The sequence below is a fragment of the Pseudomonas sp. LB3P93 genome, from assembly GCF_054898025.1.
This window is the reverse complement of the sequence record NZ_CM142713.1, coordinates 5,900,454-5,918,846: the sequence shown is the minus strand read 5'-3', so window position 1 is coordinate 5,918,846 and position 18,393 is coordinate 5,900,454. Positions and strand designations below refer to the sequence as shown.

The 18,393-nt window shown below is 58.0% G+C and carries 16 protein-coding genes and 1 tRNA gene; 5 read left to right on the top strand and 12 right to left on the bottom strand.

Annotation, left to right across the window (positions count from 1 at the left end; genetic code table 11):
- Positions 1 to 46: 46 nt before the first annotated feature.
- The 3 genes from ACYZT8_RS27115 to ACYZT8_RS27105 form a co-directional block, all read right to left on the bottom strand.
- On the bottom strand, positions 47 to 841 hold the full coding sequence (locus ACYZT8_RS27115; protein WP_461977263.1) for a carbon-nitrogen hydrolase family protein: 795 nt from the start codon (positions 839 to 841) through the stop codon (positions 47 to 49).
- A 12-nt stretch (positions 842 to 853) separates the two neighbouring features.
- On the bottom strand, positions 854 to 2,536 hold the full coding sequence (locus ACYZT8_RS27110) for a flavin monoamine oxidase family protein (RefSeq protein WP_461955998.1): 1,683 nt from the start codon (positions 2,534 to 2,536) through the stop codon (positions 854 to 856).
- Positions 2,537 to 2,756: 220 nt separating this feature from the next.
- Positions 2,757 to 3,218 (bottom strand): Lrp/AsnC family transcriptional regulator, encoded by a 462-nt coding sequence (locus ACYZT8_RS27105; protein ID WP_109635345.1) that lies wholly within the window; start codon positions 3,216 to 3,218, stop codon positions 2,757 to 2,759.
- 166 nt (positions 3,219 to 3,384) lie between these two features.
- On the opposite strand from ACYZT8_RS27105, the gene ACYZT8_RS27100 reads away from it, so the two are divergent.
- The gene (locus ACYZT8_RS27100; protein ID WP_461977261.1) at positions 3,385 to 4,035 is read left to right on the top strand and encodes a peptidase M41; all 651 of its coding nucleotides are present in this window, start codon (positions 3,385 to 3,387) and stop codon (positions 4,033 to 4,035) included.
- A 39-nt stretch (positions 4,036 to 4,074) separates the two neighbouring features.
- Here the strand turns inward: ACYZT8_RS27100 and ACYZT8_RS27095 are convergent, their stop codons facing one another.
- Together ACYZT8_RS27095 and ACYZT8_RS27090 are read right to left on the bottom strand one after the other, a co-directional pair.
- Positions 4,075 to 4,515 (bottom strand): helix-turn-helix domain-containing protein, encoded by a 441-nt coding sequence (locus tag ACYZT8_RS27095; RefSeq protein WP_461977259.1) that lies wholly within the window; start codon positions 4,513 to 4,515, stop codon positions 4,075 to 4,077.
- Between the two features lie 265 nt (positions 4,516 to 4,780).
- Positions 4,781 to 5,089, bottom strand: a complete 309-nt coding sequence (locus tag ACYZT8_RS27090) for a DUF3077 domain-containing protein (protein ID WP_461977257.1) — start codon at positions 5,087 to 5,089, stop codon at positions 4,781 to 4,783.
- A gap of 289 nt (positions 5,090 to 5,378) precedes the next feature.
- Between ACYZT8_RS27090 and ACYZT8_RS27085 the strand changes: the two genes are divergently transcribed.
- Complete coding sequence (locus ACYZT8_RS27085; protein ID WP_461977255.1) at positions 5,379 to 5,564, top strand: hypothetical protein; 186 nt, start codon at positions 5,379 to 5,381, stop codon at positions 5,562 to 5,564.
- Between the two features lie 619 nt (positions 5,565 to 6,183).
- Here the strand turns inward: ACYZT8_RS27085 and ACYZT8_RS27080 are convergent.
- The 6 genes from ACYZT8_RS27080 to rpsU all read right to left on the bottom strand — a co-directional run bounded on the left by ACYZT8_RS27080 (position 6,184) and on the right by rpsU (position 15,550).
- Positions 6,184 to 6,639 (bottom strand): Panacea domain-containing protein, encoded by a 456-nt coding sequence (locus ACYZT8_RS27080; protein WP_461955994.1) that lies wholly within the window; start codon positions 6,637 to 6,639, stop codon positions 6,184 to 6,186.
- A gap of 354 nt (positions 6,640 to 6,993) precedes the next feature.
- A tRNA-Ile gene (locus tag ACYZT8_RS27075) sits at positions 6,994 to 7,070 on the bottom strand.
- A gap of 15 nt (positions 7,071 to 7,085) precedes the next feature.
- Positions 7,086 to 10,832, bottom strand: a complete 3,747-nt coding sequence (locus ACYZT8_RS27070) for a bifunctional diguanylate cyclase/phosphodiesterase (RefSeq protein WP_461977253.1) — start codon at positions 10,830 to 10,832, stop codon at positions 7,086 to 7,088.
- A gap of 122 nt (positions 10,833 to 10,954) precedes the next feature.
- Positions 10,955 to 12,805, bottom strand: coding sequence for an RNA polymerase sigma factor RpoD (gene rpoD / locus ACYZT8_RS27065; RefSeq protein WP_461955992.1), 1,851 nt, complete (start codon positions 12,803 to 12,805; stop codon positions 10,955 to 10,957).
- A 67-nt stretch (positions 12,806 to 12,872) separates the two neighbouring features.
- Complete coding sequence (gene dnaG / locus ACYZT8_RS27060) at positions 12,873 to 14,852, bottom strand: DNA primase (protein WP_461977251.1); 1,980 nt, start codon at positions 14,850 to 14,852, stop codon at positions 12,873 to 12,875.
- Positions 14,853 to 15,334: 482 nt separating this feature from the next.
- Complete coding sequence (gene rpsU / locus ACYZT8_RS27055) at positions 15,335 to 15,550, bottom strand: 30S ribosomal protein S21 (protein ID WP_002551877.1); 216 nt, start codon at positions 15,548 to 15,550, stop codon at positions 15,335 to 15,337.
- A gap of 199 nt (positions 15,551 to 15,749) precedes the next feature.
- Between rpsU and tsaD the strand changes: the two genes are divergently transcribed.
- Positions 15,750 to 16,775, top strand: coding sequence for a tRNA (adenosine(37)-N6)-threonylcarbamoyltransferase complex transferase subunit TsaD (gene tsaD / locus ACYZT8_RS27050; RefSeq protein ID WP_461955990.1), 1,026 nt, complete (start codon positions 15,750 to 15,752; stop codon positions 16,773 to 16,775).
- Positions 16,776 to 16,798: 23 nt separating this feature from the next.
- On the opposite strand, the gene plsY is transcribed toward tsaD, so the two are convergent.
- Positions 16,799 to 17,368, bottom strand: coding sequence for a glycerol-3-phosphate 1-O-acyltransferase PlsY (plsY, locus tag ACYZT8_RS27045; protein ID WP_461977249.1), 570 nt, complete (start codon positions 17,366 to 17,368; stop codon positions 16,799 to 16,801).
- A gap of 74 nt (positions 17,369 to 17,442) precedes the next feature.
- Here plsY and folB point away from each other — a divergent pair, with 74 nt between their 5' ends.
- Together folB and folK are read left to right on the top strand one after the other, a co-directional pair.
- On the top strand, positions 17,443 to 17,799 hold the full coding sequence (gene folB, locus ACYZT8_RS27040; RefSeq protein WP_008051601.1) for a dihydroneopterin aldolase: 357 nt from the start codon (positions 17,443 to 17,445) through the stop codon (positions 17,797 to 17,799).
- A complete protein-coding gene (gene folK / locus ACYZT8_RS27035; protein WP_461977247.1) occupies positions 17,790 to 18,308 on the top strand; it encodes a 2-amino-4-hydroxy-6-hydroxymethyldihydropteridine diphosphokinase in 519 nt (172 codons plus the stop codon). The genes folB and folK overlap by 10 nt, the downstream gene beginning before the upstream one ends.
- The last annotated feature ends 85 nt before the right edge of the window (positions 18,309 to 18,393 follow it).

Genomic DNA, 18,393 nt, shown 5'->3' with positions numbered 1-18,393 from the left:
GCACTTCCAGAACAGAGAAGTGCCAATGCTAGCGGATAACGATGGATCAGCGCTTGTTAAGGTCGCCGTAAAGCTCTGGGCGGCGATCGATCAAGTAACGATTGGCGGCACGGGAATCGACCATCAACTGACGATCCAGCTCACCGACAATCAGCGCTTCATCCAGGCCAGCCTGGGCGATGCGGCTGCCATCCGGCGCGGCGATGCTGCTTTGGCCGCAGTAATTGATTTCGCCTTCATTCCCGCAGTAGTTGGCGTAGGCCACATAACACTGGTTTTCGAAGGCCCGGGAACGGACGGTGACGTCGGCAACGAAGTCGAAGGGAATCATGTTCGCCGTCGGCACCAGGATCAACTCGGCGCCGGCCAGGGCCAGGCGTCGGGCGTTTTCCGGGAACTCCAGGTCGTAGCAGATCAAAAAGCCGAGTTTCCAGCCATTGAGTTCCACCAACGGAAACTCTCCCTGCCCGGCGCTGAACATCGAGTGATCGAGGTCGCCGAACAGGTGAGTCTTGCGGTAGTTGCACAGGCGCTCGCCGTTGGCGTCGATCAACTGCACGGCGTTGTAGATTTGCCCGTCATCGGTGCGCTCGGGGTAGCCATACAAAATGGCGATCCCGGCCGTCTTGGCAATGCGCGCGATCTGCTGCGCCGATTCACCGTTATGCACTTCTGCCAGCACGCTGACGGCATCGAGGCCGATGTTGTAGCCGGTCAGGAACATCTCCGGCAGCACCAGCAAGTCTGCGCCCTTGGCCTCCAGCGCCAGTTGATGCAAGCGTTGCAGGTTGCCGGCGACGTCCAGGGGCAGCGGCGGACATTGGTAAAGGGCTACGCGCATTTAGGATTCCTCTTACTCGGGCAGGGCGATCGGACCGATCTCATTGAACACATCACCTGGACCCGGGTTCTCGGCGTGAGTTTCACCGCCGAAGTGTTTCATGATGCCCCACACCGCATTGAGCGAGGTCTGCACCGCGCCTTCAACCCACGCCGGCGTCCACGAAACGTCGTCGCCTGCGATGAATATCCCGCGTTGCTCGGCCGGCATGTCGTCCTGCATGAAGTGCGCGTACATGCGCTGGTTGTAGCGGTAGTGGCCGGGCAGGGCGCCTTTGAACGCGCCGAGGAAATGCGGGTCGGCTTCCCACGACACGGTGATCGGATCGCCGATGATCCGCGCGGCGATGTCGACTTTCGGGTAGATCTTTTTCAACGCGTTCAGCGCCAGTTCAACGCGTTTCTCCACCGGGTGCGGCAGCATTTTCAACGCATCGCTCATCCACGAGTACGACAGGCAAATCACCCCCGGCTTGTCGTCGCCATTATCGAAGAGGTAGGTGCCGCGAGTCAGGCGATCGGTGAGGGTCATGCTCATCAGGTCGCGGCCGGTTTCCGGATCCTTGTCCTTCCAGAATGGCCGGTCGACCATCACGAAGGTTTTCGACGATTGCATGTAGCGCGTGCGGTCGAGGGCCATCCACATCTTTTGCGAGAACAGGGTTTCGTCGCATTCGATCTGGGTGGTCAGCAGCCAGCTCTGGCAGGTAGTCAGTACTGCGGCGTACTCGCGGGTGTCGCCGTTGTTATCGGTTACTGCAAAACGGCCGTCCGGGGCGTGAGCGATTTTCTTGACCCCGGAGCGTGGCGCGCCTCTGTGAAGCGACTTGAGGCTGGTGCCTTCAGGCCAGTGCACGCAACGTTCCGGCACATGGCGCCAGATGCCTTGTGGCACTTGTTCGACGCCGCCGACGACCAGATGTTGGTGATCGTCGCAGTTGGTCATCACGACGCGGAAGATTTCCAGCATCGAGTTCGGGAAGTCCGAGTCCCAGCCGCCCGTGCCGAAACCGACCTGGCCGAACACTTCGCGGTGATGGAACGAGAGCTTGGCGAAGGCTTCGGAGGTGGCGACAAAGTCGTAGAAGGTGCGGTCGTCCCACAGCGGAACCAGCGTGTTCCAGAGCTCTTTGAGACGCGGCACGTCACGGTCGCGGATCGCTTGCTGGATATCGGAGAACTGCGAGCCGGCCTCCAGCGCATCCGCCCACGCGTCAGCCACTTCCTGGAACAGTGCAGGAAGATCCGCCAGTTTCTGTGCGTAGTGGGTTTTGCCTTCCAGGTCGATCACGGTGCTGCCAGAGGCCGGCGTCAGCGGATTGGGAAAAGGTTTGGTCTCGAGACCGAGCTTGTCGACATAGTGGTAAAACGCCGTGGACGACACCGGGAAGCGCATGCCGCCCAGTTCGGCGACGATGCCATCGGTCCCGTTGAACGCCTGGGAGCGCAGACGGCCACCCATTTTCGAGGCTTCGTAGACGACGGGCTTGAGGCCCAGTTTCATCAACTCGTAAGCCGCCACCAGGCCAGCAATACCCGCGCCGACAATCGCCACTTCAGCACCATGATTGTGCGCAGGAATGCTGCCCAGGCCGGCCGGGTGTTCGATCCAGTCGTCAAAGCCGAAAGGAAAGTCCGGACCGAAAATGGTGACTGGTTTTTTACCGTCTGCAGGATGGCGATTGTTCTTGTTCATGGCTGACCTTACTGGCGACCCGACGCGGAATGCGCATCTGAGTATAGGAAAAGATGGCAGCCATTCTAGAGAGCGTAGAACACGTTAATAAGACGCAATGTGTCGTCGTTTTGCCAATTAAACGATCAATATGACGATCTAGCATTACACACTGTCCATGTGGGAGCGGGCTTGCCCGCGATGAGGTCCGTCCAGGCACCGCATAGCTCGCGGCCAAAACTCAAACCGGCTGCCCCCGATCAATCTTGCTACTCAAGATGATCGAAGTCGTCGTCTTCTCCACCCCATCCACACTGCCAATCTGATCAAGCAACTGATCCAGCTGCTCCGGCGACTCCGTGCGCAACCACGCCACATAATCAAATTCGCCACTCACGGCACACAACTGCTGCACCTGGGCCATGGCGCTGAGCCGACGCAGCACTTCCTTGCCCGACCGTGGTTGCACGGTGATCCCGACGTACGCCTGCAATCCGCCGTCCACCACCCGTTGACCCAGACGCACGCCGTAACCGGTGATGACTTTGGCCTTCTCCAGTCGCGCCAGACGTGAAGTCACCGTGGTCCGTGCGATCCCCAATTGGCGAGCAAGCATGGCCACGCTCTCGCGGGCATTGATCTGCAAGGCCGCGATCAATTGGCGGTCGATCTCGTCAAGAACGGGCGGGCGGGTGTCAGGCAAGGGGCGTCTCCGGCAACACAAATCAGTGAGTTGGCATGTTACAGCACGGCTGGCACAGCAGATGTCTGATCTGTTTTCAGAACATCAGATGGCGTGCGGAAGACAGGATGGACACCAGCCGTCAGTCATAGTCGAATGAGAAATCGAGGGATGCGAGGTGATCAAAATGACGAAGAAGATGCTTCCCGCTGTCCGGGATCACGCAGTGCAGATTGCCCGTCACGAAATGGGGCATTACGTCGTTGCCCGAGCCCTGGGGTTTGAAACGGGTGATGTGAGCCTGACAGTGACCATGGACTTGAGGCATCAAGCGGGCGCTTCCATTACCTTGGCGCGTTCAATTACGACGATTGAGGCGATGAGGGAGCATCTGCAAGCCCGGATCATGGTCCTCTTTGCGGGCGCCATGGCGCAGGCATTGGCTTCAAAGCGTTCGCCCGGCAAACGCGTCGATAAGCCGAAAGCGGCCGCCATCCTGAGGGGAGAGCTTGGGGCGGAACAGGACTACGCAAAAATCAGGGAGTTACGGCACTTGCTGCGCAACATCACCTACCCCGATACGAATCCGGACTCGTCTGAACGCGTAACGGCCGAGCTGAAAGAGATTACGGATAGCCTGTGGGGCCGGACTCAAACAATCGTCGAGGCATTGGCCGATACGATTACCGGATTGGGCGAGGCGTTGGTAGATGCCATGGGTATCGTCGAGCAATGGGGCAGGGCGGCGGATACGTATGAGGGGGTGTTGACGAGGGAGGAGCTTGAGCGGATGGGGTTGGTGCAGGGGATTCCTGTGTTGAGTGCCAGGGATCATTAAGCCCGACCTCTTTGCCGGGCTTAATTGCAGCATTCAGGCTCAAGCGAATGCTTTCGCTTGATTGTGCCATTTGCCTTCAAACTCTAGATTCAGTTTGTAGAGGCCGTGGTCCAATTTGTTGATGGTATTGATCGCCGCCATCAGATCCGCTTCGCCAGTTTTGGCTTCAAGATAAAGGCCTCGAAAATAGCGGTCGTTCACCATTGGGATTTTGTCCGTTTTCTCCCAAGTCGCTACGGCCTGGCTCGTCAAGCCGACAATCTCGGCGAGGCTTTCCTGAGACAGTCCAAGCTCTTTTCTCAGAAATCTAAACTCAGCCCCCGTCAGCACTGAAGGCTTCTCAGCGATAGCCTTACCGATTACGTCATGTAGGCCCTTAACATCCGTGATGGCGACAGACTCGCAAAATGCGGTCTGTTTCACCACGAAGCCGTTGCTAAGCCATACGTTCGGTAGGCTGCTTTCTACGTAGTGGTACATAAAATCCACCTTTTCTTTTTGGCCCTCGACTTTAGTTTGCTGGCAAGTCGAGGTGAACTGGGTTTGGGTAATTCAGATGCTTCTGACGGAAAAATCGCTTGGAAAACCTGAACTCCAGAAACGAAAAAGCCGCGCATTTGCGCGGCGCGGGATAAGCGGGAATCCGTCAAGGTAAGGGCGGTACAGATCTACAAAAAACCTCCAGCAGGTATCCCTCAGCGATGGGGCCCCGTAAAACGGGGCGCCCATCAGGAATCATTCGTTGCTATTCCTCGGATTCCGTCGCAGTCCGAGCGGGTCGCGGTGTCAGCACCTTCACCACATCATCAATCACCGCCTTACCCATCGCCGTCAGATAGTGCGCAGCCCAGGCGTGTCGGTCTGTGTCTCTTGCGTAGGCTGCGTCCTCGGCAAATGATTTGGCGAGGAACAGCAGATCGGAGGCCTGTGCCAATGCTTCGACGATGGGGACGCCAGCGCGGACGTTGAACAACGTCTGATCCGAGCAGTAGATGAGTGGGGTAAAACCGATGGTTTTCAGGTCTGAAATTGCGGATGGATTTGTTTTGTTCATTTTTTTGCTCGCTGTTGCGCTTAGCCTCACCGAGTTACCACACCCGATCGCTACATTTGCAGCGATGTCCGGAGAGTATCCCGTCGAAGAGAATGCCAACAAGGCGGCAAAGTGCCCAAAAGTACCCACTACGCAATTCTCGGAGTTTGCCTACAACCTTGACGGACGTCATCCGATAAACCGATGTGTGCGTAAAATTTAACCTAGGCAGCAGACAAGAAAAATGACGTACGCCTGCTGCGGAGCCGCGCATACGGCACGACCCGTGATCCACACTGGAAGACGCAATATGTCCACACCACCCACGACTCAAGCCAGCATTGAACAGTTGCACCGTGACGTGGCCGCCTGGGCCGAAGACATGCGGTGCCCAGCTCCGACTGCCACCCGTGCGATCCTACTGCCGTTTGGGCTCGATGCCGCGCTGGCCCTGGTGGCCTATGTTGTCGTTACCTTGGTGCTTCCGCTGGCCTAATTTCTTTGCCAATCTCAGTAAGCAAAAAGCCGCGTATTTACGCGGCTTTTTGCTTGGTGTGACTCGTCCTGAATAGTGTTTACACCCGTTTCAGGGCTAGACACTCTTTCTAATTACAGAGAGATTTTTCTACGGCTGGATTTGTAGCTAGGATGGAGGGGCATTAGGTATGTTTTTTCGGAGCAAGGCAAACTTGATGGTCCGCGTCAAACCAAAGTACCCGCATTACCTCTCTTTCCCGTATACAGAAGACCCTCTTGGGGCCAGTCACTCGAAATGACATAAGAGAATCGATATCGTCTTGTTGTATCTCTTGAAGACGCTGCTGGGCATCTCTTGAAAGTCTACTCAGCTCAATGTCATGGGATCCGCTTTTGGCTATCTCTTCAAGGCTCATCGTTTCAAAGCAGTGAAGTCGCTCCATTACAGCTTTGTAGTCAGCAGCATCCGCCAAACCACTCCAAGCAAAGGGCCCCCCCTTATCTGCACGACTGAATCTCCAGGATATGCCGCTGGCAGGGATTTGACGGGAATGAGGTTGTTTGGCTGGTTTTTCGGCTGGAGTCTGAGATGGTTTGTGTTTAGCTATCTTTTTGCCATTTCCCTTAGCCATGTAGCCTCACAGTGAGCTGTAATACTCAGCCATCGCCGCTTGGGTGATCTCTGTGGTTCCACGTGCGCCATCGGGAAGACCAGCTTCTTTGCGAGCATACTTCCAAGGGTCTTCTGCATGCGTGAGATCACTCAGCCATTGAGAGTGCTTATCACCGTAGTGGCTAAGGACTGCCTCAACAGTTTCACGCTGATCTTCATCGAGAGCGGCAGGGTTCCCTTCTATTTCGCCAGGAGCCACCGTGTATTTGCCCTTGTGTGCAAAGTAGAGTTCTGGGACAACCGGGCCATTCGCCCAGGCCTGAATTTTCTCGTGGATCAACGGTGCCTCATCCCAAACCAAGGACCATGCCTGACTGTAATAGACAAGCTTTTGCAGCTTCATCGCAGTAATTTCTCCCTGTTTCTCAAGGACAAAGGCTGCAACGTCCGCGGCATTGACAGGGGTGTGTTTCACGGTCATGTATACCTCCATGAGCATTGCGAGGCGACTATACCTCGCACAAATCCATATAGGGGAATGTATAGCGCATATATTCCCGATACGCTCTCCTTGCATCCTCTCCGGTAGGACCATGGCTAGCACGCTTTGTTATTTTTACTGTATAGACGTACAGTTGTTTTGTCACCTACTTCGCACAGCTGATCGGGAGGCTTGGAAAGGGTCGTGCCTCTAGTGACGCAAGGCTTACCCGAGGGGCGGTGGCGAATCGAGGTGGACACGTTTTGGACACTTCGGCTGCGTCTAAAGAAAAACCCCCTCGGAAACCTAACTGCCAGATACACGAAAGCCGCGCATCAGCGCGGCTTTCTTGTTTGGTGGGCCCACACGGATTTGAACCGTGGACCAAAGGATTATGAGTCCTCTGCTCTAACCAACTGAGCTATAGGCCCTCAGTAGGCCGCGGATTATAGCGATGGTTTCTCGGCTGTGCTATCCGAAAAATCCGATACGGCTATACGAAGAAACGTCGCGGCGAATTCATCGGGGGGAAGAGGCAGGCTGACGATGTAGCCCTGGATCTGTTCGCAGCCTTCTTCGGCAAGGAATTGTTGCTGTGCCAGGGTCTCGACGCCCTCTGCAATGATGGTGAATTGCATGCTGCTCCCCAGTGCGATGATGGCGCGAACAATGGCCGCATCGTGGGGATCGTCAGGCAGGCCGCGGACGAAGGACTGGTCGATCTTGAGGATGTCCAGCGGCAGACGCTTGAGGTAGCTCAGGGACGAGTAGCCCGTACCGAAGTCGTCGATCGCCAACTGCACGCCCAGTTGTTTGAGTTGGTGCAGCACTGCCAGCGCTTCTTCGGCCTGGCTCATGATGAAGTTTTCGGTAATTTCCAGTTGCAGAAAATCGGGTCTGAGGCCGTTGTCCTTGAGCAATTGTTCGATCCGGCCCAGCAGATTCGGCTGGCGCAATTGGGCCCCTGCAAGGTTGACCGACAACGGCCCCAGGCTTTCGTAGAGTTGATTCCACTCAAACATCTGCCGGCAGGCCGTCTCAAGCACCCAGTCGCCGATTTGCAGGATCATGCCGTTTTCTTCTGCCAAGGGAATGAAGTGTTCCGGTGGCACCGCACCGAAGGTCGGGTGATGCCAGCGAATGAGTGCTTCGGCGCCGACCAGTCGATGGTCGGCGAGGCTGATTTTCGGTTGGTAATAGAGAAACAGTTCATTGCGCTCAATGGCGCGCCGCAATTCATGTTCCAGCGCCACGCGCTCGCTGGCCTGGGCGGTGAGGTCGCGGGTGTAACTTTCCACCCGGTTGCGGCCCTTGGCCTTGGAGCGATACATCGCGGCATCGGCATTCTTGACCAGCGTGGCGACGTCGCAGCCGTCCTTGGGATACAGGCTGGTGCCGATGCTGGCGCTGATGAAAAACTCGTGCTCGCCGGCCTGGAAAGGTGCGGCGAAGCAATTGAGCAGCTTGGTGGCAATGTTGTCGGCATCGCTGGATTGTTGAAGGCCGGGCAGTAGGATGATGAATTCGTCGCCACCCAGGCGCGCAACGGTATCGATATCGCGAAGCTGCTCTTTGAGGCGCACGGCGATGCCTTTGAGCAGCAGGTCGCCCACCGGGTGGCCAAGGCTGTCGTTGATGTGTTTGAAACGGTCCAGGTCGAGGAACAGCACTGCGCCCTGGCCGCCGTTTTCCTGTTGGGTGTTGAGCGCGGTCTGCAGTCGGCTCTCGAACAGCGTGCGGTTTGGCAGGCCGGTCAGCGGATCGTGATGCGCCTGATAGTCGAGTTTGGCTTGAGCGTGTTTGAGACTGGAAATGTCCGCGAACACGGCCACGAAGTGGGTGATGAACTTCTCCCGGTTGCGCACGGCGCTGATGGTCAGCCAGCTCGGGTAGAGCTCGCCATTCTTGCGTCGGTTGGAAATCTCGCCTTGCCAGTGACCTTCATCCGTCAGTTGATGCCACATCGCCGCATAGAACGCGCTGTCGTGCAGGCCGGAGGCGAGCAGACGAGGGGTGTGGCCCAGTGCTTCGCTCTCGCTGTAGCCGGTGATCTCGGTGAACGCTCGGTTGACCGCGCTGATGTGTTGTTGGGTATCGGTGATCAACACCCCCTCGGCGGTGCTCTCGAAGACCGTGGCGGCCTGTTGCAGTTTCTCCTGCATCAGGTGCCGCTCGGTGATGTCCCGGGCAATGGTCAGCATGCAGTCCTCATCGCCGATGGGCAGCGGACGGCTTGAAACCTCGCAGAGTCGGATCTGCCCGTCACTGCGGCGAATGTGGCAGCTGAAGTCGCGAACGAACCCGTCCCGGTGCAGCAAATCGAGCATTTGCTTACGTTCGTTGAGATTGACCCATATCCCCAGTTCCAGGGCGGAACGATCCACGGACATCGCGCTGTTGAAGCCTGTGATGCGGCTGAAACCCTCGTTGACCTCCAGCAGCAACCCGTCGCTCTGCCGGGACAACAGCAAGCCGTCCGGGGAGGCGTGGAAGGCCTTGGCGAATTTTTCTTCGGAGGTTTGCAGTTGTTGCTGGGTCTCCTTGAGCTGACTGATATCGCGCACCACGACGACCAGGGCGGGGGTCGTATCGAGGTCGAACGGCTCGGCGGAAATCAGGCCGGTAAACACTTGGCCATTGTTGCGGCGAAAGGGCATCTCCAGGTTGCGGATGCTGCCGGCTTGCAAGCGCTGGAGCAAACCCGGACCCACGCCGGGGATACCCCAGATGTTCAGGTCGGTGGCGGTCTGGCCAATAACGTCTTCGGCCTTGAGACCAATTTGTTCTTCGAACGCCTTGTTGACTTCCATCAGGCAGCCATCGGAAAGCCGCGCGATCACCAGGATGTCCGGGCATTGCTGAAATACGGAGGCGAATTTTTGCTCGGACAGGCTCAGCGCCTCTTCAGTGCGCTTGGCTTCGCTGATGTCGATCATCAATCCGCGCATCACCGGCTCATGACCATGCTCGATCAGGCTGACGATATCGCGCACCCACAAACAGCGGCCATCGGCGGTGATCACCCGGTAATCGATACTGTGATCGCGCCCGGCCAACACTTCGTGGTCGCAGAAAGTCTGGGCCCGGGTCAGGTCCGCAGGGTGGATGATGTTGCGCCAGAAGCCCGGAATCAGCCAGTGGGACAGAGGATAGCCAAGGAGGTCTTCGGCATGCGGTGACACATAGCTGTAGGTGAAATCGCTGATCCGCGCTTCCCAGGCAATCGCGGAAAGGCTCTCTACCAGCCCGCGGTAATGGTATTCGCTGCTGCGTAGTTCTTGCTCCAGATCGACTCGCCGGGCAATTTCCGAACTCAAGCGGCGGTTAATCCGGATGACCACCGCCAGCATGATCATCAGAAACAGCAGCCCTGGCAGACCGTAAACCAGCAAATCCGACCAGAAGGTTCGATGATCCAGGACATTACCGACCCAGTGTTCCTGGATGGCGTTGATTTCACTGGTGGTCATGTCCGCCAGGACTTTGTCCAGGATACCGACCAGCATCTTGTTGTTCGGGGGCACGGCCATCGCCAGTTGATAGCGATAGGGCGTTTCACCGCTGACATACAGGCCGTCAAGCTTGAGCTGACGAAGGCTCCAGACGCTGGAGGCGAGATCGCCCACGACCGCGTCCACTTCATCGGTGGCCAGCGCCTGCAAGGCCGAGCTGACATTGGGCATCGCCACCAGGTTCAGATCAGGGTGGTGTGTGCGCAGCAGTTCGTGGGGCGCATAGTTTTCCACCACGGCGATCTTCAGTCCGTAGAGCTCTTCGAGTTTGTGCGGCTGTGGGCCTCCGACATGGGCGAGGATGACAATGGGAAAGTCCAGGTAGGGGCGAGTGAACGACAGGTACGACTGGCGCTCCGGGGTCGACATGATGCCCGGTAGGATATCGAGTTTTCCTTGCTTGGCCTGCTGCAGGACTTCGGTCCAACTGACCGGCTCGATAGGCGTCAGTTTGGTGCCCAGCCGTTGACGGATCACGTTGATATAGTCCGCCGCCAGGCCCTGGTAACGGCCCTGGTCGTCACGAAATTCAAACGGCGGCCAGGACGCGTCGACACCCAGGCGCAAGTCCGGGTGAGCCGCCAGCCAGCTACGTTCTTCGTCGGTCAGAGTCAGCGCGCCAGCCGTTGCGGTCCAGGTCATCAGCGACAGCAAAAAAAGCACGGTCGGCAGTCTGGGCATAACGGTCTCGTTATGGCTCGGGGGAATGTTTCGAGTGTAGACGGGCAATTCGGCGGGGGGGAGGTGCGGGGGATTTAATCTGCACAAAGCAAAACCCCCGGCCTGGGCCGGGGGTTCTGTGATCACTCGTCGAGGAAGGAGCGCAAATGCTCGCTTCTCGTCGGGTGGCGCAGCTTGCGCAGCGCCTTGGCTTCGATCTGACGAATCCGTTCACGGGTCACGTCGAACTGCTTACCAACCTCCTCGAGGGTGTGGTCGGTATTCATGTCGATACCGAAGCGCATGCGCAGAACCTTGGCTTCACGGGCAGTGAGGCCGGACAGAACTTCGCGAGTCGCTTCTTTAAGGCTCTCAACAGTGGCGACATCGATTGGCGACTGCATGGTCGAGTCTTCGATGAAGTCACCCAGGTGGGAGTCTTCGTCATCACCGATCGGGGTTTCCATGGAGATCGGCTCTTTAGCGATCTTCAATACCTTGCGGATTTTGTCCTCAGGCATTTCCATGCGTTCGCCCAGCTCTTCCGGGGTCGGTTCGCGACCCATTTCCTGCAACATCTGGCGGGAAATACGGTTGAGCTTGTTGATCGTCTCGATCATGTGCACCGGAATACGGATGGTGCGGGCCTGGTCGGCGATCGAGCGAGTGATCGCCTGACGGATCCACCAGGTGGCATAAGTCGAGAATTTGTAGCCGCGGCGGTATTCGAACTTGTCTACCGCTTTCATCAAACCGATGTTGCCTTCCTGGATCAGGTCGAGGAACTGCAGGCCACGGTTGGTGTACTTCTTGGCGATGGAGATCACCAGACGCAAGTTCGCTTCAACCATCTCTTTCTTCGCGCGGCGGGCCTTGGCCTCACCGATCGACATGCGACGGTTAATGTCCTTGATCTCGGCGATCGTCAAACCGGTTTCGGTTTGCAGTGCGGTCAGCTTTTGCTGGCAACGAACGATGTCCGGTTGCAGGCGACCAATGGCTTCAGCGTATTTGCTTTTGCCTTTGGCCAGTGCATCGGTCCAGCTTTCGTCAACTTCGTTGCCCGGGAACTGGCGCAGGAAGTCGGCACGCGGCATGCGGGCATCACGAACGCAAAGTTGCATGATCGCGCGCTCTTGCTGACGCAGACGATCCAGGGCACTGCGAACACGCTCGACCAGGCCTTCGAATTGCTTCGGAACCAGTTTGATCGGCATGAACAACTCAGCCAGCAGCACCAGCTCGGCAATTGCCAGCTTGTTGCCACGACCGTGCTTTTTCAGCGCCTTGCGGGTGATTTCCATCTGATCGGAGACAGCGCCAAAGCGCTGAGCTGCGATGACCGGATCCGGACCGCTTTCGGCTTCTTCTTCGTCATCAGTCGTCGCTTCGGCGTCATCGTCGTCGGTATCGTCGTCCGCTTTCACGGCTTTCGGATCGACAGGCGGCGGCACTTCTGCAGCAGGCGGCGCAATGCCGTCGTCCGGGTCGATATAACCGCTCAGGACGTCGGACAGGCGGCCACCTTCGGTGGTGACGCGAGTGTACTCGGACAGAATGTGGTCAACCGTGCCAGGGAAGTGCGCGATTGCGCCCATCACTTCACGGATACCCTCTTCAATACGTTTGGCGATTTCAATTTCGCCTTCACGAGTGAGGAGCTCTACCGTACCCATTTCACGCATGTACATGCGCACTGGGTCGGTGGTGCGACCAATGTCGGTCTCGACCGCTGCCAACGCTGCTGCTGCCTCTTCGGCCGCGGCTTCGTCGGTATCGGCGTCGGCCAGCATAAGGGAATCCTTATCTGGCGCAACCTCGAATACGTTGATCCCCATGTCATTGATCATGCGGATGATGTCTTCCACCTGTTCCGGATCTGAAATATCCTCCGGCAGGTGGTCGTTGACCTCCGCGTAAGTCAGGTAACCCTGCTCACGACCAAGTGTGATCAACTCTTTGATACGAGACTGCTGTTGCGCTTTTCCGGACATAACACCCTATCCACTGAAGGTCTTGGCGGGCAAAAAACAAGCCGAGGATTATACCTGAGCTATGACCTCACGCGCCAGTTGAGGTCGGGGTTGATACAGCCATATTGCGTTTTAATAGGTCGCGCATCTGATTTGCGATCTGATTTGCTTCCTCCGCAGTCAATCCTGGCTGCCTTGCTTTCCTGATAAGTACTTCCAGGCTATCCGTATGTTGACTTGCCGATAACCTAGTAATGGTGTCTAAAAACTGTTGTTCAAGGTTGTCGCCGTCAATCAGCCATTCCTTTTCTGCCAAAGCCCTGAGCAATCGGCCCTGTTCAGTCCCGTGCCATCGGGCCATCAACTGAATAGAGTTTAGCTTAGGATTTTTCTGCACCGCCCCGATGAGGGCTACCAGCAGTTGCGCGTATGTGTTGCTCTCATTCGCGAAGTGATCGGCGGTTTCTACCTTACCCGCCAGTTCCGGGTGATGAATGAGAGTGCGCAGTGCTATCAGCGTTGGCGCTTCGACAGCGATAGGTGTGCGTGGTGCGCTTTGCTGGTCGCGATCACCACCGCGCTTGCTGTTCTTGTCCCACGGCTTCTTGTCCCATTTCTTGCCGCCGGCGCCGGGTTTCTTCGGCGTCCATTCCTGCTGCGGCACATACATCTCTTGTGCCTGCTGCTGATGGTAGTCGCTGTAATCCGGCATGGCGTCGTAATCGACGCCCGGGTCGTAGGCGGGTGGCGCATCCTGAGGAGCGCTTTGCACCAACTGGCTCACGGCTTCGCCGCTAAGCCCGGTAATTTCGGTCAGGCGTTGACGCATCAGGATGCGCAGGTTCGCGCCCGGGACCTTGTCGATCAGCGGCGCAGCGAGGGTGGCCATGTGGGCCTTGCCTTCGAGCGAGCGCGGGTCCGATTCCTCGGTCAGCTGCTGAAAGAAGTAATCCGCCAATGGCTGGGCGTGCTGGTTGATTCGCGCGCGGAACGCGTCAGTGCCTTCGGAGCGGACCAGCGTGTCCGGGTCTTCGCCTTCGGGCAGGAACAGAAAGCGCGCGCGCCGTCCGTCCTGCAGGCATGGCAGCGCCGCTTCCAGTGCGCGCCACGCCGCGTTGCGGCCGGCCTGGTCGCCGTCGAAGCAGAACAGCACGTTGGGCACGACGCGAAACAGCCGCTTCAAGTGCTCTTCGCTGGTGGCGGTGCCCAGGGTCGCGACGGCATTGCGCAGGCCTTGCTGGGCGAGGGCGATGACGTCCATATAGCCCTCGACGACGATAATTTCGTCGAGGTTGCGGTTGTTCTTGCGTGCTTCATAAAGGCCGTAGAGTTCCTGGCCTTTATGGAATACCGGGGTTTCCGGTGAGTTCAGGTATTTCGGTTTGTCATCGCCCAGTACCCGGCCGCCAAAAGCAATGATGCGCCCGCGGCTGTCGCGTATCGGGAACATCACGCGATCGCGAAAGCGGTCATAGCGTTTGCCGGTTTCGGCGTTCTCGATCAGCAGGCCGGCATCGACCATGGCTTTCTGTTGCAGGGTGTCGCTGCTCAAGTGCTTGAACAGGTTATCCCAGCCGGGCGGGGCGAAGCCGAGGCCGAAATCCCGGGCAATCTCGCCGGTCAGGCCGCGACCTTTCAAGTAATCCACAGCGGCTTTGCGCGATGGATGACTTTTGAGGGCTTGGCGGTAAAAGTCGGCGGCCGCAGTCAGCAGCGGGTACAGCGGCGAATCGGTCGGCTGCCGCGGTTTGTGCGGCCGGCCGCTTTCTTCGCGGGGGATTTCCATGCCGGCGGCTTTGGCCAGTTCTTCGACAGCCTGGACGAAATCCAGGTTGTCGTGGTCCATCATGAAGCCGAGGGCGTTGCCACCAGCGCCGCAGCCGAAGCAGTAATAGAATTGTTTGTCGGGGCTGACGCTGAAGGACGGGGTTTTCTCTTTATGAAAAGGGCAGCAGGCGGTGTAGTTCTTGCCGGCCTTTTTCATTTGCAGGCGCGAGCTGACCACATCGACGATGTCGGTGCGGTTCAGAAGGTCGTCAATGAAGCTCTGGGGAATTAGCCCGGCCATGGCGTTCTCGTCATCTGCGCTTAAATGGACCCAAAACGAAGAGCGGCCGAACGCGGGTCGTTGTTTGAGGCGCGCAAAATGTGCGGCTCGACCGGTGTCGTCTGCGTAATCGCTGTCGGGAAGTGTATCTGCCGAAAATCCACTGACGTTAGTACCAATCAGTATTCGACTATATGAAAGTGTTTCGCTGAATCCGGCTGCGGCCAGTCGAGGGCCTCGGATAGCTCATAAGCGGGCACGCAAGAAGGTGCCTTGGGCTGATCGTCGTGAGAGGAATCAGTGGGTGTGCTCGTCAGTAGCCTTGGAAGGCTCGTCAGAAAAGACGTGCACCGCTGGCAAAAGAGCCAGGTCTGACGCTGTGAAGCAGGTTTGTCTTGGTCGCGTCTGCGGCTTTGACGGTGAAGCATCAAGCGTTTTCCGCAAATGCCATTAGCCCGGCTGAGGGCCGGGCTTGGCAGAAGCTTGCTACGAACGTCTGTGTATTAGTACAGACGAACGGCGCGGCGCTGTTCGCGCTGTACTTTCTTGGCGTGACGCTTAACAGCGGCTGCTGCTTTACGTTTACGCTCAGAAGTAGGCTTCTCGTAGAATTCGCGGCTACGAACTTCAGCCAGTACACCGGCTTTTTCGCAGGAGCGCTTGAAACGACGCAGAGCTACGTCGAAGGGTTCGTTCTCTTTTACTTTGACGGCTGGCATCCAGAGCTACCTTCATTCATTACCGGGGTCAACATCCTCGTGGCAAAAGAGCACTTGAAGACGTCGGTTTTTAAGGGTTGCGGATGTTAACTCCTCATCGACCGGAATGCAAAGCCTCTGATCGAAAACCGCTAGTCGGGGCATCCCATGGCGACTATTATGCGCGCCTTCGAATTCAGCCTAAACAAGGCGCAAACCCATGCTAGTACTGGGATTAGAAACCTCCTGCGACGAAACCGGTGTCGCATTATATGACAGTGAACGCGGCCTGCTGGCCGACGCGCTGTTCAGCCAGATCGACCTGCATCGCGCCTATGGCGGCGTGGTGCCGGAGCTGGCCTCGCGCGACCACGTCAAACGCATGCTGCCCTTGATCCGTCAGGTGTTGGCCGAAGCTGACTGTGTGCCGACCGAGATCGACGCCATCGCTTATACCGCGGGTCCTGGCCTGGTCGGTGCCTTGCTGGTGGGCGCTTCCTGCGCTCAGGCACTGGCCTTCGCCTGGGGCATTCCGGCGCTGGGTGTGCACCACATGGAAGGTCACTTGCTGGCGCCCATGCTGGAGGCGCAACCGCCGGAATTCCCGTTCGTCGCTTTGTTGGTGTCGGGCGGACATACGCAGCTGGTTCAGGTCGACGGGATCGGTCACTACACGCTTTTGGGCGAGACCCTCGACGATGCCGCCGGTGAAGCGTTCGACAAGACCGCGAAGATGATGGGCCTCAATTATCCGGGCGGTCCGGAAATCGCAAAACTGGCCGAGCGGGGCGTTGCAGGACGTTTCACCTTTCCGCGTCCGATGTGTGACCGTCCGGGCCTGGCTTTCAGCTTCAGTGGCTTGAAAACCTTCGCCCTCAACACCTGGCAACAGAGCGTCAGCGCCGGGGACGACAGCGAGCAAGCCCGTTGCGACATCTCGCTGGCGTTCCAGCAGGCCGTGGTGGAGACTTTGACCATCAAGTGCAAGCGCGCCCTGAAGCAGGCAGGCATGAAGCGTCTGGTGATCGCAGGGGGCGTCAGCGCCAACAAGGCGTTACGCACGTCCCTGGAAAAAATGCTCGGCGACATGAAAGGCGATGTGTTTTATGCCCGTCCTGAGTTCTGTACCGATAATGGCGCGATGATTGCGTTTGCCGGTTGCCAGCGCTTGCAGGCCGGTCAGCACGAAAGCCTGGCAATCAGCGTGCAGGCGCGCTGGCCGATGGAGCAATTGTCGGCACTGTGATGAGCGGTGCTCATGTCCGGTATTTAAAAATGCCGTTCGCGCCCGGCAAACAGGTCGCGTAGATTGCCGCGATGACGCCAGACGATCAGCCCCGTGAGTGCGCTCATGGGCAGCAGTGCCGCCGGTTCCTGCCAGGCCAGCAGTGGCAGGGTCAACGGCGTGGCGATCAGCGCGGCGAGTGAGCTGGTGCGGGTCAGGTAAAATGTCAGCAGCCAGGCGCAGACCGCCAGCAAAGCCGCAGGCGGGTACAGGCCCAGCAGCATTCCGGCAGCGGTGGCGACACCCTTGCCACCGCGAAAGCGGAAGTACAGCGGGAACAGGTGGCCGATGACGGCGCAGACGCCGATCCAGGCCTGTTCCTGCAGCGAAAGCCCCGCAAGGCCTGCGATCAGTACCGGCAGCAGGCCTTTGCAGAGGTCGCCGATCAAGGTCAGGATGGCGAGTTTCTTGCCGGCCAGACGCAACATGTTGGTGGCACCGGCATTGCCCGAGCCACTCATTCGCGGATCGGGGTTACCGGTCAGGCGGCTGAGCAAAATGGCGAAGGACAGCGAGCCGAGCAGGTAGGCGAGAGTCGCCAGTAACCAAAACATGCTAACTATTCCGGGCGAGGACGCCCTGATTCTAACGGCGCATTGCGCCCTTGTCGTGCAGCGGAGAAAAGTGCTTGGACAGAGTGTTTATCGAGGGCCTGGAAGTCGACACCGTGATTGGTGCCTACGACTGGGAGCGAGGCATCCGACAGTGCCTGCGACTTGATCTGAGCTTCGCCTGGGATAATCGCCCGGCAGCTGCCGGGGATGACCTGACCCTGGCGCTCGACTACGCGAGCGTTTCGTCACGTATTCAGGCGTTTGCCGAGCAGGCGCAGTTCCAGCTGGTCGAGACTTTCGCCGAGCGTCTGGTTGAAGTGTTGATGAGCGAATTCAAGATCACCTGGATGCGCCTCAAGCTGACCAAGCCTGGCGCCGTCCCGGCGGCCACCGGTGGTGTGGGCGTGGAGATCGAGCGCGGATGTCGCTGACTCAGGTGTATCTCGGGCTCGGTAGCAATATCGAGCGCGAAACCCATTTGCAGGCTGGCCTCGAAGCCCTTGCGGGTTTCCTGGTGGATATTCATTGCTCGGCGGTGTTCGAAAGCCAGCCAGTGGGGATCAAGAGCGGCCCGTTCTTCAATTTCGTGGTCTCGGCTTACACCGATCTACCGCTGATGGAGCTGGACCGTCGATTGAAATTCATCGAAGCGGACAATGGCCGTTATGCGCCCGACCGCAAGGGCTTGCCGCTGGATATCGACGTGCTGCTGTTTGGTGATCTGGTGGGCAATTTCGACGGATTGATCCTGCCGCGGGCAGAGATTCTGAAAAATGCCTTTGTGCTGTGGCCGCTGTCGCTGATTGCGCCGGACAGAGTGCATCCAGGCGTAGGCAAAAGCTTTGCGACGTTGTGGCGTGAGGCGCAGATTGATCAGGTGTTGGCGCCTGTGGCGTTTGAGTGGCGCGGAGAGCAGCTGACCCCTTCGAATTTGTTGTGAGGCGGATGACGCCTTCGCGGGCAAGCCCGCTCCCACAGGTTTTGCGTCGTTCACTCCATCGGCAGGCGACCTGGACCTTGTAGGA

Excerpts from the sequence above, each read along its gene's own strand:
- ACYZT8_RS27100 (WP_461977261.1), top strand. The coding sequence starts at position 3,385 with ATGACGAAGAAGATGCTTCCCGCTGTCCGGGATCACGCAGTGCAGATT.
- rpoD (WP_461955992.1), bottom strand. The coding sequence starts at position 12,805 with ATGTCCGGAAAAGCGCAACAGCAGTCTCGTATCAAAGAGTTGATCACA.
- rpsU (WP_002551877.1), bottom strand. The coding sequence starts at position 15,550 with ATGCCAGCCGTCAAAGTAAAAGAGAACGAACCCTTCGACGTAGCTCTG.
- plsY (WP_461977249.1), bottom strand. The coding sequence starts at position 17,368 with ATGTTTTGGTTACTGGCGACTCTCGCCTACCTGCTCGGCTCGCTGTCC.
- ACYZT8_RS27110 (WP_461955998.1), bottom strand. The coding sequence starts at position 2,536 with ATGAACAAGAACAATCGCCATCCTGCAGACGGTAAAAAACCAGTCACC.
- ACYZT8_RS27080 (WP_461955994.1), bottom strand. The coding sequence starts at position 6,639 with ATGACCGTGAAACACACCCCTGTCAATGCCGCGGACGTTGCAGCCTTT.
- ACYZT8_RS27115 (WP_461977263.1), bottom strand. The coding sequence starts at position 841 with ATGCGCGTAGCCCTTTACCAATGTCCGCCGCTGCCCCTGGACGTCGCC.
- ACYZT8_RS27070 (WP_461977253.1), bottom strand. The coding sequence starts at position 10,832 with ATGCCCAGACTGCCGACCGTGCTTTTTTTGCTGTCGCTGATGACCTGG.
- tsaD (WP_461955990.1), top strand. The coding sequence starts at position 15,750 with ATGCTAGTACTGGGATTAGAAACCTCCTGCGACGAAACCGGTGTCGCA.
- folK (WP_461977247.1), top strand. The coding sequence starts at position 17,790 with ATGTCGCTGACTCAGGTGTATCTCGGGCTCGGTAGCAATATCGAGCGC.
- ACYZT8_RS27085 (WP_461977255.1), top strand. The coding sequence starts at position 5,379 with ATGTCCACACCACCCACGACTCAAGCCAGCATTGAACAGTTGCACCGT.
- dnaG (WP_461977251.1), bottom strand. The coding sequence starts at position 14,852 with ATGGCCGGGCTAATTCCCCAGAGCTTCATTGACGACCTTCTGAACCGC.
- ACYZT8_RS27095 (WP_461977259.1), bottom strand. The coding sequence starts at position 4,515 with ATGTACCACTACGTAGAAAGCAGCCTACCGAACGTATGGCTTAGCAAC.
- ACYZT8_RS27090 (WP_461977257.1), bottom strand. The coding sequence starts at position 5,089 with ATGAACAAAACAAATCCATCCGCAATTTCAGACCTGAAAACCATCGGT.